Raw genomic sequence first — 13,144 nt, 5'->3', positions numbered from 1 at the left:
GCAATCACGAGATCAGCAAGGCCGGCGCGTTGGATCGCGCCGGCCGTGGACGAGTCCGTTGTCACAATGAGCCGCATCATGCCGGTGGCCTCAAGGCTTCGTCAAAGAAGGGCCGTAGCGCCACAGCCGATCGTTGGTCAGCCGCGTGCCGCCCCACCAGCGATCGATTGGATTGTGGCGGCTGAAATCTTCCCTGCCCGCCAGCACCGACCTCCCAAACTCCGTTATCGACAATCTGCTCCGCAGATAAGCCTCATCACGGTCCCTCAGATTCTCTCGGCGGATATTCCGCAGTTCATCGTCGAGTCCGGCAATCGCGGGTCTCGGACCTAGCGCAAGTCCGTGCAGCAACCACCCCAGCTCAAACTCGCTAAAAACACGCGTACGGCGAAGACTACGCAGATGGAACAATGCATTCGTCCGTTCGTAACCCCGTGCAATGAGTTCGAGGAATCGCATTTCCGTCGCGCCGAGCCCCGTTGACGGAAGCTCCGCCAGCAAGTCGATCAAGGCCGGCTTCAGCATCGGCAGGGCACTCAGATCGTTGTCAACGAGGCCGACACAGGCCTCGGGCGTCGGCGCGGCGTAGGCCAGCCAAGCCTTCCTTGCCGTTGCGAGTTCATCCGAGGTGATGTCGACAGCCGGAATGTAGGACAGCGACTTACTAATGTTCGCCGCCTCCTGTGAGATGAGATCGAAGGCAATCAGTCGGAGCTTTGACTTGGCCACGGTCTCTGGGTGGGAGCGGAGATATTCGAGCAGCCAGATCAGCTGGAGCTGATCATTTGGGGTCCGATCGAACCACAATTCGACCAGGTCGTAGGATTGGCAGAACTCGACCAGCGAAAGATGTCTGCGGTCTTCGGCAGCCGACGGCCGGCGTCCAACGAAGTCCGACCAGTGCGTCCCCGGACCCGCTCCCCCCGAGCGGGCGGGGACATAGACTGCAAGTTCGTTAAGAGGCGGAGGCCCATCGACAAAGCGGAACGTGAAGGGGATGACCATTTCGGCAAGGCCCGAGCGCATGAGGTCGAAGCCGGACGAACTCGTCAGAAACGCACGCTTCATCGCCTAAATACTCCAGGCAAAACGAAACGGGCACTGACGACGTCGGCAACTCAACGTCCTCAGCGCCCGCTCCTCGCGAAAAACTTTACTGTTGAAGCTTACTCGTCCGCCGGCTCCTCGCCGTCGGCGTCACGCTCGGGGCTGCCGGCGAGAATCTGCTCGGCGATCAGGCCGGAGTTCTGGCGGATCGAGGTCTCGATCTTGGCGGTGATGTCGGGGTTGGCCTTCAGGAACGCCTTCGAATTCTCGCGGCCCTGGCCGAGGCGCTGGCTGTCATAGGAGAACCAGGCGCCGGATTTCTCGACGATGCCGGCCTTGACGCCGAGATCGAGGATCTCGCCCATCTTGGAGACGCCCTCGCCGTACATGATGTCGAACTCGACCTGCTTGAAGGGCGGCGCCAGCTTGTTCTTCACGACCTTGACGCGGGTGGTGTTGCCGACCACTTCGTCGCGCTCCTTGATAGCGCCGATGCGGCGGATGTCGAGACGGATGGAGGCGTAGAATTTCAGCGCGTTGCCGCCGGTGGTGGTCTCCGGCGAGCCGTACATCACACCGATCTTCATGCGGATCTGGTTGATGAAGATCACCATGGTATTGGACTTGTTGATGGACGCCGTCAGCTTGCGCAGCGCCTGGCTCATCAGACGGGCCTGCAGGCCCGGCAGCGCGTCGCCCATCTCGCCCTCGAGCTCGGCTTTCGGCACCAGGGCCGCGACCGAATCGATCACCAGCACGTCGACCGCGCCGGAGCGCACCAGCGTGTCGCAGATTTCCAGCGCCTGCTCGCCGGTGTCCGGCTGGGAGATCAGGAGCTCGTCGATGTTGACGCCCAGCTTGCGCGCATAGACCGGGTCGAGCGCGTGCTCGGCGTCGATGAAGGCGCAGATGCCGCCCTTCTTCTGCCCTTCCGCAACCGTGTGCAGCGCCAGCGTGGTCTTGCCCGAGGATTCCGGCCCGTAGATCTCCACGACGCGCCCCTTCGGCAGGCCGCCGATCCCGAGCGCGATATCGAGCCCCAACGAGCCCGACGAGATCGCCTCGACATCCATCGAACGGTCGTTCTTGCCCAGCTTCATCACCGAGCCCTTGCCGAACTGCCGCTCGATCTGGGAGAGCGCGGCGGCGAGAGCTTTACTCTTGTCCATGGAGGATCCTTCGACGATACGCAGGGCAGTGGTGGACATCGGGTCGTGCTCCTTATGACGAGGATTCGCGTGAGGGACAAACGATTGGCGAGGCGGCGCGGCGATAAAAGCAATGTACCCTATTTGTTCTAGGTTCGCAATATGTTCTTTTGGGAATTTGCACGCTCTGGCTGACGCGCATCAAAGACCGATGACCCGCACGCCGTCAGAATTCCGTAATCCTGCGGCACCGAACCTTTCGCGATCTGCGGCCTTCTCTTGGATGAGACTGCAACTCTGGGACTTCCAATCATGACGGAAAATACGCATCACGATACGAGCCGGCGCACTCCGCTGCTGGAGGCCGCGCGGGAGGAACTGAGCAAGTTCGAGCGCAAGGAAAACGAGTTCCGCAAGAAGGATCGCGAAGAGCGTGCCGCCGAACTCCATCTGCCGCTGGACGCGATCAAGGTTCACTAAGGCCGCGGGGACGAGGGCTTAGGAGCTGACAGGCCGGCTGGCTGGGCAGGCGGCGGCGGTGTTCGCCAGCGGCAACGCGCCAGCGACGAGGCCGGAGCGGCGCCATTGATCTCAAAAAGATCGGCACGGGAATCGGGATTCGGATGGCCGTGGAGGCGAGTCCGAGTCGATATGGTATCTAATTACTACCAGTAAACCATTAATTGAACGAGAGAATTTTCCGGCGGGCTACTGTGCATGGGGTTGTTTTCGTGTTTTTGAAAGGCGCGCATGGGCCTTTCCACGCCCAGAGCCGTCTCCCGGCACCCAACACCGCCTACAGCAGAACCAGCAACCCGATGCCGATCACAAGCACTACGAAGCCAGCCGCCGTCGCGGCGGCGAATGACCGCTCTACGTTGTCCATGATGCCACCCCGTTGCCGGTGCGCCACGTTTCCCCCATGGCAGCACCGTCGCTGCGAAATCTCGCCTGCGGTTGTGTCCTGAGTTGTGCGAACGGATGTCGAAATTGGGACCGGTGCGGGGCCAGTCTGCGGCCCGCCGCGCTCAGGCTTTCGCTGCCACCGCAGCCTTGTCAGGCTGTCGTAAGCTGAGCCGGCTAGGTTCGCCTGGCTATGGTGTTGCAGCCCAGCACCTCAGCCTCCAATAACCTTTCCCCGCTTGGTTCTTCCAAGCGGGGTTTTTCATTCCGATTTCATTCCGATTTTGATGCCGATTTCCATGCCGGCCGGCCGGTTTGCGAACCGCCCTCCTCCTGCGTCAGCCGCAGCGAGAAGGCGCGGATCGCCGGCGCCGCGAGCAGCACGATCGGCAGCATCGCCGCCCATGCGATCAGCCACGACACCATCCAGTGCGCGAGGAAGTCCAGTGCGTTCCCTGCCGGAAAGCTGGCGATGCCCGCGGCGATCAGCGAGGTCAGTCCGGACTGGATGATTCCGAACACGAAATGAGAATAGCGGCGGGGAATGCCCGGCATGACGCGCCCATGTTGTTGACCGTCATCGGGCCAAGCAAGGCATATGCCGCCGCGTTCCGGAAGGTGCCCTTACCCATCCCAGGAACTCTGTTCTTGGTCGGAGAACCACGGGCATGAGGTCTCGCGCCGCCGCGCGTGGCCGGCGTCTTTCGACATCCGATTTCGAATGTTTCGGCGCGCCTGCGTCTGCGAGATAGCCGTGAGCTATCCGGGGCTTACCGACAGATTTGGCTTTCCCTGGAATATTATGCCGCCCAGCATGTTCTCAGTGATGGAAGTGAATCGTGGGAGAAGGCCATGAATCACAGGGGCGTCGAGTTCACCGTCGCCAAGACGGCACTTCCCGGCATCTGGCAGTGGCAGTTCCGGATCGGCGAGCAGATCAAGACCGGCCGAACCGAGACCAAGATCGATCTGTTGGCGATCCGGCGGGTGCAGCTGCGCATCGATCGGGAGCTGAAGGCGATCGGGCGCAAAACCGCCTGAGCGGCAGGCCTAAACGGCAGGGCCGAGATCGGCGGCGGGCTGGCGCGCCCCGGCGCGCCGCAGCCGTCATGGCCTATAGGACGCAGCGGCGCCCATGGGGCTATTCCGTAGCCGACCGGAATTGATCTGGCGACGGTTTGGGATTGGACTGCCCGCGATTATGGCCGTGGGGACGGAGCCATCAGGCGCGATCGGTGCGAACCATGCCGCTCTACTTCTTTCGAATCCGGAACGGCAGCTATTCCGGCTGTGCCGACCAGGCGTCGGAATTTGCCGATCGCGATCTGGCCTGGAAGGAGATGACCAGCGTCTGCGCCGACATGGCTGCCGGCATCGCCCGCAAGCTCCAGGAAAATTCCGAATGGAATATGGAGCTGCTGGACGAGGCCAAAGAGCCCGTGTTCCGGATCCGCATCACATCGGAAACCTTCGAATAGGGGCCAAGCCTAATCCGCGCTGGGCAGCCGCCGCATCGTGAATTCGATGTCGCCGCCGGGCAGCTCGCGCCAGGTCTCGACCGCGCTCATATAGCCGGCCTTGGGGTAGCGGGTGAAGAAGGCCTGCGCCCTCTCCCGTGCCGCCGCGCGTGGCAGCGTGAAGGTTTCGCGCAGATAGCCGTCGCCGGCCCTCGCGCCGGGCTTGCCGCCCATCTTGCGCCGGCGCGCCATCCGCTCGGCGAGATCTCGCGGACGATCGGCCATGTCCCGCCTCCTTTACGCAATACGCTCTCGCGCAATGTAGGAAGCGGGCCGGCCGAAATGGAGTCCCGGCCGGAGGCATCAGCCGCCTCCGATCGGACAGAAGGTCAATTGGCAGTCGTGCCGGACTTCTTCTTCGGCGCACCGGTCGCGGCCGACGCCTTTGGCGCCGCCGCCTGCTTCGGCGGGTCGGAGCGCATGCCGCCCCAGGGATCGTTGGAGGCCTTGGAATCCGGAATCTTCTTCAGCGTTTCCTTGTAGGCCTTGTCACGCTCGGCTTCCGCGGCCTTCTCCTCAGGGGTCTTGCCCGGACCGTCCTGCAGCAAATTGAGATTGGGCATTTGCGCAGAGGCCGGTCCCGCCAGCACGGTCGGTCCCGCCAGAACAGCCAGCACCGCGGCCATACGGAAAAGCTTCATCATCGACTCCTTGATCATCCATGGCGGCGCGGGTCGCCCGCGCCTTGTCACCCCTGGCACAACCGCAGGGGCCGCTCGGCCCGCTAGAGCCGGTCCGATTTGCACGATTTCGGCGCGTGGAGCCAGTCGTCCCAGATCGGGCCGCACTTGGTGCACCCGTTCAGCAACAGTCCGAGCCCGGCCAGACAAAACACGAGGACATACCGACGCAACATCACCCACCCATACCCACTCCGTGGCATCATACCGGGCGAAGTCAGGCATTTTCAAGCCGACGGGACCCGCGGCAGTCCGGGTGACTTTGCCGCGCCGGTCCGCTCGGAATGCCGAACATCCGGCAACACGGAGGAAACGACAGCAATGCCATCGCAGCCAGAAGCCGAGTTCGGCATCACTGAAGCCAGACGCATCCTCGGCGAGGTCTTTGCGCCCTGGGTCCAGGATCTCAACCTGTCGGTCGAGCGCATCGAGCACCTGCCGCCGCCGGACGTGCCGGACTGGCAGCCGGCAGCGCTCTTGCGCATGCCGTTCTCGGAGCGCCTGTGCCGCAACGGCGGCGTGGTCTGCGGCCAGGCGCTGATGGCGCTCGCCGATACCGCCATGGTGATTGCGAACCTCGCCGCCAACCGCGGCTATCGTCCGATGACGACGGTCGACCAGACCACGCATTTCATGCGCGCAGTCTCCTCGTCGGACGTGCTGGCCGACGCCCGCGTGGTGCGACTCGGGCCCACCATGAGCTTTGGCCGGGTCACGCTGCTCTCGGCCACCGACAACAAGCCGGTGGCGATGGTGTCGAGCGCGTTCGCGATGCTGCCGGGGTGAGCATCAAAGAAGAAAGCCGCGTGGGCGCACAGCGCACCGCGGCTCTCGATAGCGTCATGTCGAGGCAGGAAACGCGATCGCGCGTCGCGCCGTCACGCGGGAGAGGTCACTTGCCGAGCACTTCGTCAGCCGCCGTGACGATGCTGACGTTCGGATTCTTTCCGCAATAGCTGCCGAACTGCTTGGCGTTCTCGACGAACACGTCGGTGTCGATGATCGCGTTCTCTTCATCTCCCTTGTACCAGCCGTCCATCCAGGTCAGCACCATCTTGATGGTGTCGTCGCCGCTCTCCAGGAACTGTTTGCAGCTCATGGTCGCGAGATCGAGCTTGGTGGCGTGGGCGGGCATGGACGACAGCGAGAGCGCTGCGGCGAACAGAAGCGAAAGCGTGGTCTTCATCAATATCTCCATCGGCGCGTAGCGCCACAAAGGAACGGCTTGGGGGAAAATCCGCGGAGTGACTTCCGCTTCGACGTCGTAAACGAAATCTGAAGCGCTGTGCAAGTAGCGCCAGTATTGAGTTTAGTTCAACGTAATTTCTATGCACTACTTCACAAATAACATTATGGATTAACGCGGATGATCGAGAAGCGTGCAGCGCAGCGTTACCGTGTTTTCAAGGGTGGAACGATCGCCTTTGAAAATTGCGGCATCACGTGCACGGTGCGAAACATGTCGGCGAACGGCGCCGCAATCGACCTCGATACCCTCGTCGCAGTGCCGCAATCGTTCACGCTCGCGATCGCGCGCGACAATTTCGTGCGCAAATGCCGCCCCGTCTGGCGCAGCGAGAGGCGCATCGGCGTCGCTTTCGTACAGTAGTGCATACGGTGTGAATGATCATTCGCATCACATCCACAACACGATGATGATTGCTTGATGCGACGGCGGCGGCTCGCGCAGACTCACATGAGCTTGCCGGTGTCGCGGTCGAGCACGACGACGTAACCTCGCCTGGCCAGCAGGCTCGCTATGGGCCAGCCGTTTGCCGCCCAATGCTTGGCTGCGGTGACGATGCGAGGAGCGTGATGAGAGCGGCCAAATAGCAGGAGCGGGTCGCCAGCGCCCGCCTCACCTATTTCGGCTTCTTGGCAGGTTCAGGCGGACGCGCCCCGCTCCACGGATCGTACTTCTCCTTGGACTCGGGAATGCGTTCGAGTGCGGCCTTGTAGGCCTTCTCGTCGACCTTGGGCTTGTTGTCCGCCTTCTGGCTGCCCTCGTTAGGCTGACGCCTGCCGCCGCCCATCTGCGCCTGCGCGGAGGCAACCGCCAGCGCCAGCACCGCGGCCGCTATGACCAAAACCCTCATGGACGCAATCCCCCTCGTCTGGCGCACAAACTAGCCGGCAATTATGGAATAGCCAATGCTGCTGGCTCCAAGGGCCTGAGGAAATCTTGGCTTCGGGAAATGCTGGCTTCAGCAAATCTTGATCGGCCGGGTCTTCGTCGGATCGCATTCGTGCCTATTTTGGCCCGCAGGGGACCTTCACGGATGTTGCGGATCATTATTCATGCCGCGCTGCTGGCCAGCGCGCTCGCGCTCGGGGCCTGCGGCTTTGCGGACAGCCGCGCACCGGTGCCCGAGTTCATGCGCATGAAGGAGGCCGAGCAGCCTCCGCCCGAAGCGCCCCCTGACGTCAAGCGCGTCGTGCGCGAGCAGATCGAATTCGTCTTCCTCAGCACGTCCTATCCGCGTGAGGTGCATGTCGCCACGCCTCATCGTGAGGTGCGGGGACCGGGCTGGACAGCTTGCGTCCGCGCCCAGCTCACCTCGGCGACCGGCTCGCCGCTCGGCCCACAGACCTACATCGTGACCATATCGGGCGGAAAGGTAATCGATCGCCGCCGCGCCGAAGCGGACGACATCTGCGGATCGGAAAGCTACGAACCGATCTAGGAACAAATCACACCGACAAGCGATCCGGTTCCGGGAAAAACCTGTAGTTCTGCCGGAACGATCGCCGCCTCCCCTTCTTGTTACCGCCGAGGGCAGTTTCGAGGAGGACATGATGAGGACATTCACGATTGCATTGCTGGCTGGCGTCGGAGCCTTGGCAGCGGTGAGCGGCGCGAAGGCCGCCGACGTCTACACGACCAGCGAGTACACCAGCCCCGATCTCGTCCAGGAAGTGCGGCTGGTCTGCGACGATTCCGGCAATTGCTATCGCACCCGCGGCGGCTCGCGCGTGATCGTGCGCGACTCCTACGCGACCATGCCGCGCGACCGTTACTACGAGCGCCGCACCTATCGTGACTGGGACGATGGTCCGCGCGGCGGCGTCGGCATCCGCGCGCCCGGCGTCAGTGTTGGCGTCGGTGTCGGCGATCGCTGGTAGTCGATGAAGCCATGACAGGCAGGACCGGACGAGACAACTCGCCCGGTCCTGTCCATGTCAGGTTTCGAGCGGATCTGCCGGCGTGACGACACGTGTTGCCGACGGAAGCTGCGCGATGAAGCGGGCGAGCACCATGCCAGCACACATCGCGGCGACGAAGATGAATGCGGACGCCGAGCCAAATCCGAGCGCGGTCAACGCCGGGCCTGGACAAAAGCCTACAAGGCCCCAGCCGATACCGAAGATGGCGGGACCGGCGAGAATTCTCCGATCGATATCTTTTCGCGTTGGGACATGGAAGCGATCGGCGAAGGCAGGCCGCGCCAGTTTCAAGACGCGGCCGAAGCCGATGAAGGTCACCGCGATCGCACCGGCCATCACGAAAGCGAGGCTTGCATCCCACGTTCCTGCCGGGATGCCGCCAACGTCCAGGAAATTGAGGACCTTTGCCGGGTTCGACATACCTGAGACGATGAGGCCAAGGCCAAAGACCACACCGATCCCGAATTGAATGAGGATTGTCATCGCGGTCAGCTCCAGTGCCGCATCACGAAGACGGTCGCCATGCCGGCCGCCATGAAGGTCATGGTCGCGACCACCGATCGCACCGACAACCGCGACAAGCCACAGACGCCGTGGCCGGAGGTGCAACCGCTACCCCACACCGCGCCAAAACCGGTGAGCAGTCCCGCGACAATCAGAAGCGGCGTTCCGGCGGCGATCGTTTGCGCCGGCAGGCTTCCGGTGACAAGGCGCACCAGGACGGGCGCGATGACGAGGCCCGCGACGAAGGCGAGCCGGCCGGCGAATTGCCGATCCTCGTAAGGCGGAAACAGCCGCGCCGCGATTCCGCTGACTCCCGCGATTCGCCCCGTCGTCCACATCAGCAGCACGGCGGACAGACCGATCAACGCGCCGCCAAAGAGCGACGCAATCGGCGTAAAAGGTGTGACGACCATGATGATCCTCCGGGTCGAGAGCAATTCTGTCGTATCCATCGGGACATCCGGCGGCTCGCGGCCGGATGCTCAACGAGACGTTAATATTACCACTCGAATTGAAGCGGCGTCCCAACGGTATTTTTCCAATCTTTGCGCTAAGCATGGCCTCCTGAATGGGGACGACGGGACGTGGTCGACATCGCGCACCAGGCTGCGATCAATCCGGCATCGGCAAAGCCTGCCGCGACGGCGCGCGCGCGCGTCCCGCTTACGGCGATCGAAGCCGGCCAATGGCGCGCACTCGCGCAGCGCGCGATCGAGCCGAACGGATATTACCTGCCGGGCTGGGAGCTCGCTGTCAGTGCAACCGCGCGCGGCCGCACCGATGCCTCGGCGCTTCCCGCATACGATGGATCGCGGTTGATCGGGCTTATGCCAGTGATCTCGCTCTGGCGCGCATGGAAGATCCCCTTGCCCGCGCTGGTGAGCGCCCATCCCTACGGCACGCTGTGCAGCCCGCTGATCGACCGCGATGCCCCGACCGAGGCAGCGACGCGCCTGTTGCAGCAGGCCCGCGCGACCGGAGCGCATGCGCTCGTGCTGAACGATGTCGCGCTCGATGGGGCGGCAATGACCGCCCTCAATCAGGTTCTGAATCGCGACGGCCTCAAGCCGCGCCTCCTGAGCTCCTACACCCGCGCCAGCCTGGACGCGACGCTGGATGGTGAGACGCTGCTACTCAACGCGCTCGGTACCAAAAAGCTCAAGGAGCTGCGCCGCCAACGGCATCGTCTCGAAGACCACGGCACCGTCGTGTTCGAGGTCGCGCACAGCCCCGACGAGATCGGACCGGCGCTCGAAACATTCCTGCAGCTCGAAGCCAGTGGCTGGAAGGGCAAGCGCGGAACCGCGCTGGTCCAGCATGCCGGCGATGCAACCTTCATCCGCCGCGCCGTTCCCGCGCTGGCAGAAACCGCGCAATGCGAGATCATCACCCTTCGCGCCGGCACCACGCCGGTGGCCGCCGGCATCGTGCTGCGCCATCAGGATCGCGCTTTCTTCTTCAAGCTCGGTATCGACGAGCGCTTTGCCAGATATTCGCCGGGCGTGCAGCTCACGCTCGAGCTCACCCGCCGCCTTTGCGCCGATCCGGCCATCGCCAGCGCGGATTCCACGGCGAGCGCCGATCACCCCATGATCAACCCGATCTGGCGCGGGCGCTTCGCCGTCGGCGACGTGCTCATACCGTTGCGGCGGAACGACCCCATCGTGGCGCTCGTTCACGGAGCGCTCGCGGCGCACGGCATCGCCTACACGGCGGCGCGCCGCGCAGTTCGCCTGCTTCGTAAATAGGATAACTCCTACTCCGCCGCCTGGGCGTTGATCTCCGCCGAGACCTCGCGGATGGCGCGCGCGAGCATGTTGGGATCCTGCGCGCCGGAGACGGCGTATTTTTGCGCGAACACGTAGGTCGGCACGCCGGAGATGCCCTTGTCGGCGGCCTCCTGCGCATCCGCCGATACGCGCGCAACGTCCTCGTCGGTTACAAGGCGCTTGCGCACGTCGTCGGCATCGAGGCCGACATCGGCAGCCGCCTTTACAAGCACGTTCAAATCGGTGAGGTCGCCGCCGTCGCGGAAATACAGCTCCATCAGGCGCTGCTTCATCTCGGGCGCCTTGCCGATCGCCTCGGCCCAGAGGATCAGGCGGTGGCAGTCGGTGGTGTTGGGCTGACGCGCGACAAGCTCGGGCCGATAGACGAGCCCCTCTTCGCCCGCGGCCGCAACGACGCGTCCCGCAATGCCCTTATAGGCCTCGACCGAGCCGAACTTCTTGGTGAGATACTCCTCCCGGCTGATGCCCTCGGACGGCACCCAGGGATTGAGGAAGAAGGGACGGAAATTGAGCTTGACCGGAACGTCGGGCACCAGCGCCAGCGCACTCTCGATCCGGTGCTTGCCGATATAGCACCAGGGGCACACCACGTCGGAAACGACGTCGATCTGGAGCGGCTTTAGGGTGCTCATGAGCGCCTCCTTCGGGCGTTGCGGGGTGCGCCCAAAGATAAGCCGAACCCGTTCCAAGGCAAGGCCGCTAGCTCATGGCTGCTGCCATTTGTCGGAGCCGCTCGGCAGTGCGCTCGTCGGCCGGGAAGAAGGTTTCCAGAGCCAGCTCCGACAGCGTGATGTCGACGGGCGTACCGAACACCATGGTGGTGGAGAAGAAACTGAGTATCTCCCCGTCGTGGCGCAGCTTGAAGGGGATCGCGACATTGTCGCTCGACAGCGGCGCCGCGCGCGCCGGGATCCGATAACTCTTCAGGTCGTTGTACAGCTTGATCAGCTCGGGATCGGCCGTCGCCTCGCATTGCCGGTGCAACCGCTCCAGGAGATGCCCGCACCATTCCGCGAGATTGACCGTGCGCGGCGCCAGCGCCTCCGGATGGAAGGCGAGCCGCAGCACGTTGAACGGCTGGCCGAGCAGTCGCTGCGGAATGCCGGCGAGCAGCGGCGCCAGCATGCGGTTGGCGGAGACCAGATTCCAGTGCCGGTCATAAGCCAGCGCGGGATTGGGCTCGTGCGCCCTGAGGACGAGGTCGATCGCCTGGCGGGCTGATTTCAAGGCGGGATCCTCCAGCGGGCGCTGCGGAAAGGCCGGGGCATAGCCCGCGGCGACCAGCAGCACGTTGCGTTCGCGCAAGGGCACGTCGAGCCGCTCGGCGAGTCTGAGCACCATGTCGCGCGAGGGTGCGGCGCGGCCGGTCTCGACGAAGCTCAAATGCCGCGCCGAGATTTCGGCCTCGCCGGCGAGATCGAGCTGGCTCATGCGGCGGCGCTGCCGCCATTCGCGCAAATGGTCGCCGATATGGATTGGTTGGCTGCGTTCGGCCTGTGCCGTGGATGCATGTGCGTTCATGGTCGAAAACCTAACACGCAGATTTCGGCCCTTCCATTACGTCGGAGGTAATCGAATTGGTCCGCGGGCCGGCGCACCTTGGGTCGCAACAGGAGACGACCATGATCGCACTGCTGCTCTACCGGACCGTCACAGACCAGCTAGTTCCCTGGGCCATGGCGCTCGCAACCCGGATGCTGGCGCGCAGCCTCAACATGCCGGAGCCGCTGGTGCATTCGACTGGCGACTACGTCGTCGCGCAGGTCATGGCCTTCGAGCACGGCGTCGGCAGGAGCCTCTGCCCGTTCCGCCTCGCCCGCCTGCTTCGGGGCTGGTGGCGCGGATTGCACTGAGTTTCACCTCGAGCCCACCCCAACAATGGAGACCCACGATGATCGACGCATCCACCTTCCTTCGCCGCGCGCTCCTTGCCGACGCGATCTTCAGCGGCGTCGCCGCTCTCGGCTTCACGTTCGGCGCCAGCGCGTTCGCGTCGCTGTTCAACCTGCCTGAAGCGCTGCTGCGCGAGACCGGCCTGTTCCTGATCGCCTACACGGCACTCGTCGGCTGGCTCGCCTCACGCGCCTCCGTGGCAAAGCCGCTCGTGCTGCTGGTCGTCGTCGGCAACGCGGCCTGGACGGTCGGCAGCATTGCGCTGCTGCTCTCGGGCGCGGTGTCGCCGAACCTTGCCGGCGAGCTCATGGTCGTGGCACAGGCGATCGCGACCGGCGTGTTTGCCGAACTGCAATATGTGGGATTGCGCAGGAGCGGGAGTGTGCTGGCTGCCTGAGGCCACATCACTCGCTGTCGTCGCCCGGCTTGATCGGGCGACCCAGTATTCCAGAGGCAGTCGTCGCATACGGAAAGGCCACGGCGTACTGGATGCCTCG

Annotated in this window: 21 protein-coding genes; 10 read left to right on the top strand and 11 right to left on the bottom strand. The window is 63.8% G+C overall.

All coding sequences use genetic code 11. The features are described from left to right. Nucleotides 1–90 precede the first annotated feature (90 nt). Nucleotides 91–1,068: a hypothetical protein gene (locus N551_RS35510; protein WP_027567640.1), complete on the bottom strand. Its 978-nt coding sequence runs from the start codon at nt 1,066–1,068 to the stop codon at nt 91–93. A gap of 98 nt (nt 1,069–1,166) precedes the next feature. After that, nucleotides 1,167–2,255 (bottom strand): recombinase RecA, encoded by a 1,089-nt coding sequence (gene recA, locus N551_RS0115105; RefSeq protein WP_027567639.1) that lies wholly within the window; start codon nt 2,253–2,255, stop codon nt 1,167–1,169. 252 nt (nt 2,256–2,507) lie between these two features. On the opposite strand from recA, the gene N551_RS37960 reads away from it, so the two are divergent. Next, nucleotides 2,508–2,675: a hypothetical protein gene (locus N551_RS37960; protein ID WP_197031139.1), complete on the top strand. Its 168-nt coding sequence runs from the start codon at nt 2,508–2,510 to the stop codon at nt 2,673–2,675. Between the two features lie 696 nt (nt 2,676–3,371). Here N551_RS37960 and N551_RS0115090 read toward each other — a convergent pair. Continuing rightward, complete coding sequence (locus N551_RS0115090; protein WP_027567638.1) at nt 3,372–3,653, bottom strand: DUF2798 domain-containing protein; 282 nt, start codon at nt 3,651–3,653, stop codon at nt 3,372–3,374. Nucleotides 3,654–3,950: 297 nt separating this feature from the next. On the opposite strand from N551_RS0115090, the gene N551_RS0115085 reads away from it, so the two are divergent. Further along, on the top strand, nt 3,951–4,139 hold the full coding sequence (locus N551_RS0115085; RefSeq protein ID WP_027567637.1) for a hypothetical protein: 189 nt from the start codon (nt 3,951–3,953) through the stop codon (nt 4,137–4,139). A gap of 203 nt (nt 4,140–4,342) precedes the next feature. Further along, nucleotides 4,343–4,576, top strand: coding sequence for a hypothetical protein (locus N551_RS0115080; protein ID WP_027518878.1), 234 nt, complete (start codon nt 4,343–4,345; stop codon nt 4,574–4,576). 9 nt (nt 4,577–4,585) lie between these two features. Here N551_RS0115080 and N551_RS0115075 read toward each other — a convergent pair whose 3' ends face one another. Then, on the bottom strand, nt 4,586–4,840 hold the full coding sequence (locus N551_RS0115075) for a hypothetical protein (protein WP_027567636.1): 255 nt from the start codon (nt 4,838–4,840) through the stop codon (nt 4,586–4,588). Nucleotides 4,841–4,944: 104 nt separating this feature from the next. Continuing rightward, on the bottom strand, nt 4,945–5,256 hold the full coding sequence (locus tag N551_RS0115070; RefSeq protein ID WP_027567635.1) for a hypothetical protein: 312 nt from the start codon (nt 5,254–5,256) through the stop codon (nt 4,945–4,947). 360 nt (nt 5,257–5,616) lie between these two features. On the opposite strand from N551_RS0115070, the gene N551_RS0115060 reads away from it, so the two are divergent. Next, nucleotides 5,617–6,081 carry a PaaI family thioesterase gene (locus tag N551_RS0115060; RefSeq protein ID WP_027567634.1) on the top strand — a complete coding sequence of 155 codons (465 nt, stop codon included), beginning with the start codon at nt 5,617–5,619 and terminating at the stop codon, nt 6,079–6,081. 106 nt (nt 6,082–6,187) lie between these two features. Here N551_RS0115060 and N551_RS0115055 read toward each other — a convergent pair whose 3' ends face one another. After that, nucleotides 6,188–6,481, bottom strand: coding sequence for an HdeA/HdeB family chaperone (locus tag N551_RS0115055; RefSeq protein WP_027567633.1), 294 nt, complete (start codon nt 6,479–6,481; stop codon nt 6,188–6,190). Nucleotides 6,482–6,661: 180 nt separating this feature from the next. Here N551_RS0115055 and N551_RS0115050 point away from each other — a divergent pair, with 180 nt between their 5' ends. Next, nucleotides 6,662–6,904 carry a PilZ domain-containing protein gene (locus tag N551_RS0115050; RefSeq protein ID WP_027567632.1) on the top strand — a complete coding sequence of 81 codons (243 nt, stop codon included), beginning with the start codon at nt 6,662–6,664 and terminating at the stop codon, nt 6,902–6,904. 253 nt (nt 6,905–7,157) lie between these two features. On the opposite strand, the gene N551_RS0115045 is transcribed toward N551_RS0115050, so the two are convergent. Further along, nucleotides 7,158–7,391, bottom strand: coding sequence for a hypothetical protein (locus tag N551_RS0115045; RefSeq protein ID WP_027567631.1), 234 nt, complete (start codon nt 7,389–7,391; stop codon nt 7,158–7,160). 183 nt (nt 7,392–7,574) lie between these two features. Between N551_RS0115045 and N551_RS0115040 the strand changes: the two genes are divergently transcribed. Together N551_RS0115040 and N551_RS0115035 are read left to right on the top strand one after the other, a co-directional pair. Then, nucleotides 7,575–7,979, top strand: a complete 405-nt coding sequence (locus N551_RS0115040) for a hypothetical protein (protein WP_027567630.1) — start codon at nt 7,575–7,577, stop codon at nt 7,977–7,979. Between the two features lie 109 nt (nt 7,980–8,088). Beyond that, nucleotides 8,089–8,418: a hypothetical protein gene (locus N551_RS0115035; protein WP_035961409.1), complete on the top strand. Its 330-nt coding sequence runs from the start codon at nt 8,089–8,091 to the stop codon at nt 8,416–8,418. 57 nt (nt 8,419–8,475) lie between these two features. Here N551_RS0115035 and N551_RS0115030 read toward each other — a convergent pair whose 3' ends face one another. Continuing rightward, entirely contained in the window at nt 8,476–8,943 is a 468-nt protein-coding gene (locus tag N551_RS0115030; protein WP_027567628.1) for a DUF6691 family protein, read from the bottom strand. Nucleotides 8,944–8,948: 5 nt separating this feature from the next. After that, nucleotides 8,949–9,377, bottom strand: coding sequence for a YeeE/YedE family protein (locus N551_RS0115025; protein WP_027567627.1), 429 nt, complete (start codon nt 9,375–9,377; stop codon nt 8,949–8,951). A gap of 171 nt (nt 9,378–9,548) precedes the next feature. Here N551_RS0115025 and N551_RS0115020 point away from each other — a divergent pair, with 171 nt between their 5' ends. Next, entirely contained in the window at nt 9,549–10,712 is a 1,164-nt protein-coding gene (locus N551_RS0115020) for a GNAT family N-acetyltransferase (protein ID WP_027567626.1), read from the top strand. Between the two features lie 8 nt (nt 10,713–10,720). Here N551_RS0115020 and N551_RS0115015 read toward each other — a convergent pair whose 3' ends face one another. Then, nucleotides 10,721–11,386 carry a DsbA family oxidoreductase gene (locus tag N551_RS0115015; RefSeq protein ID WP_027567625.1) on the bottom strand — a complete coding sequence of 222 codons (666 nt, stop codon included), beginning with the start codon at nt 11,384–11,386 and terminating at the stop codon, nt 10,721–10,723. Nucleotides 11,387–11,453: 67 nt separating this feature from the next. Continuing rightward, nucleotides 11,454–12,275, bottom strand: a complete 822-nt coding sequence (locus tag N551_RS0115010; RefSeq protein WP_027567624.1) for a helix-turn-helix domain-containing protein — start codon at nt 12,273–12,275, stop codon at nt 11,454–11,456. Nucleotides 12,276–12,376: 101 nt separating this feature from the next. Between N551_RS0115010 and N551_RS0115005 the strand changes: the two genes are divergently transcribed. Further along, nucleotides 12,377–12,607 carry a hypothetical protein gene (locus N551_RS0115005; protein ID WP_027567623.1) on the top strand — a complete coding sequence of 77 codons (231 nt, stop codon included), beginning with the start codon at nt 12,377–12,379 and terminating at the stop codon, nt 12,605–12,607. 38 nt (nt 12,608–12,645) lie between these two features. Beyond that, nucleotides 12,646–13,044 carry a hypothetical protein gene (locus N551_RS0115000; RefSeq protein WP_018456396.1) on the top strand — a complete coding sequence of 133 codons (399 nt, stop codon included), beginning with the start codon at nt 12,646–12,648 and terminating at the stop codon, nt 13,042–13,044. The last annotated feature ends 100 nt before the right edge of the window (nt 13,045–13,144 follow it).

The sequence above is a fragment of the Bradyrhizobium sp. URHA0013 genome (assembly GCF_000518345.1).
GTDB lineage: Bacteria > Pseudomonadota > Alphaproteobacteria > Rhizobiales > Xanthobacteraceae > Bradyrhizobium.
Note: the sequence above shows the minus strand (reverse complement) of the source record. Positions and strands in the feature narration are given on the sequence as shown.

Coding starts and splice junctions, on each gene's coding strand:
- N551_RS35510 (WP_027567640.1), bottom strand. CDS start 1,068: ATGAAGCGTGCGTTTCTGACGAGTTCGTCCGGCTTCGACCTCATGCGC.
- recA (WP_027567639.1), bottom strand. CDS start 2,255: ATGTCCACCACTGCCCTGCGTATCGTCGAAGGATCCTCCATGGACAAG.
- N551_RS37960 (WP_197031139.1), top strand. CDS start 2,508: ATGACGGAAAATACGCATCACGATACGAGCCGGCGCACTCCGCTGCTG.
- N551_RS0115090 (WP_027567638.1), bottom strand. CDS start 3,653: ATGCCGGGCATTCCCCGCCGCTATTCTCATTTCGTGTTCGGAATCATC.
- N551_RS0115085 (WP_027567637.1), top strand. CDS start 3,951: ATGAATCACAGGGGCGTCGAGTTCACCGTCGCCAAGACGGCACTTCCC.
- N551_RS0115080 (WP_027518878.1), top strand. CDS start 4,343: ATGCCGCTCTACTTCTTTCGAATCCGGAACGGCAGCTATTCCGGCTGT.
- N551_RS0115075 (WP_027567636.1), bottom strand. CDS start 4,840: ATGGCCGATCGTCCGCGAGATCTCGCCGAGCGGATGGCGCGCCGGCGC.
- N551_RS0115070 (WP_027567635.1), bottom strand. CDS start 5,256: ATGAAGCTTTTCCGTATGGCCGCGGTGCTGGCTGTTCTGGCGGGACCG.
- N551_RS0115060 (WP_027567634.1), top strand. CDS start 5,617: ATGCCATCGCAGCCAGAAGCCGAGTTCGGCATCACTGAAGCCAGACGC.
- N551_RS0115055 (WP_027567633.1), bottom strand. CDS start 6,481: ATGAAGACCACGCTTTCGCTTCTGTTCGCCGCAGCGCTCTCGCTGTCG.
- N551_RS0115050 (WP_027567632.1), top strand. CDS start 6,662: ATGATCGAGAAGCGTGCAGCGCAGCGTTACCGTGTTTTCAAGGGTGGA.
- N551_RS0115045 (WP_027567631.1), bottom strand. CDS start 7,391: ATGAGGGTTTTGGTCATAGCGGCCGCGGTGCTGGCGCTGGCGGTTGCC.
- N551_RS0115040 (WP_027567630.1), top strand. CDS start 7,575: ATGTTGCGGATCATTATTCATGCCGCGCTGCTGGCCAGCGCGCTCGCG.
- N551_RS0115035 (WP_035961409.1), top strand. CDS start 8,089: ATGATGAGGACATTCACGATTGCATTGCTGGCTGGCGTCGGAGCCTTG.
- N551_RS0115030 (WP_027567628.1), bottom strand. CDS start 8,943: ATGACAATCCTCATTCAATTCGGGATCGGTGTGGTCTTTGGCCTTGGC.
- N551_RS0115025 (WP_027567627.1), bottom strand. CDS start 9,377: ATGGTCGTCACACCTTTTACGCCGATTGCGTCGCTCTTTGGCGGCGCG.
- N551_RS0115015 (WP_027567625.1), bottom strand. CDS start 11,386: ATGAGCACCCTAAAGCCGCTCCAGATCGACGTCGTTTCCGACGTGGTG.
- N551_RS0115010 (WP_027567624.1), bottom strand. CDS start 12,275: ATGAACGCACATGCATCCACGGCACAGGCCGAACGCAGCCAACCAATC.
- N551_RS0115005 (WP_027567623.1), top strand. CDS start 12,377: ATGATCGCACTGCTGCTCTACCGGACCGTCACAGACCAGCTAGTTCCC.
- N551_RS0115000 (WP_018456396.1), top strand. CDS start 12,646: ATGATCGACGCATCCACCTTCCTTCGCCGCGCGCTCCTTGCCGACGCG.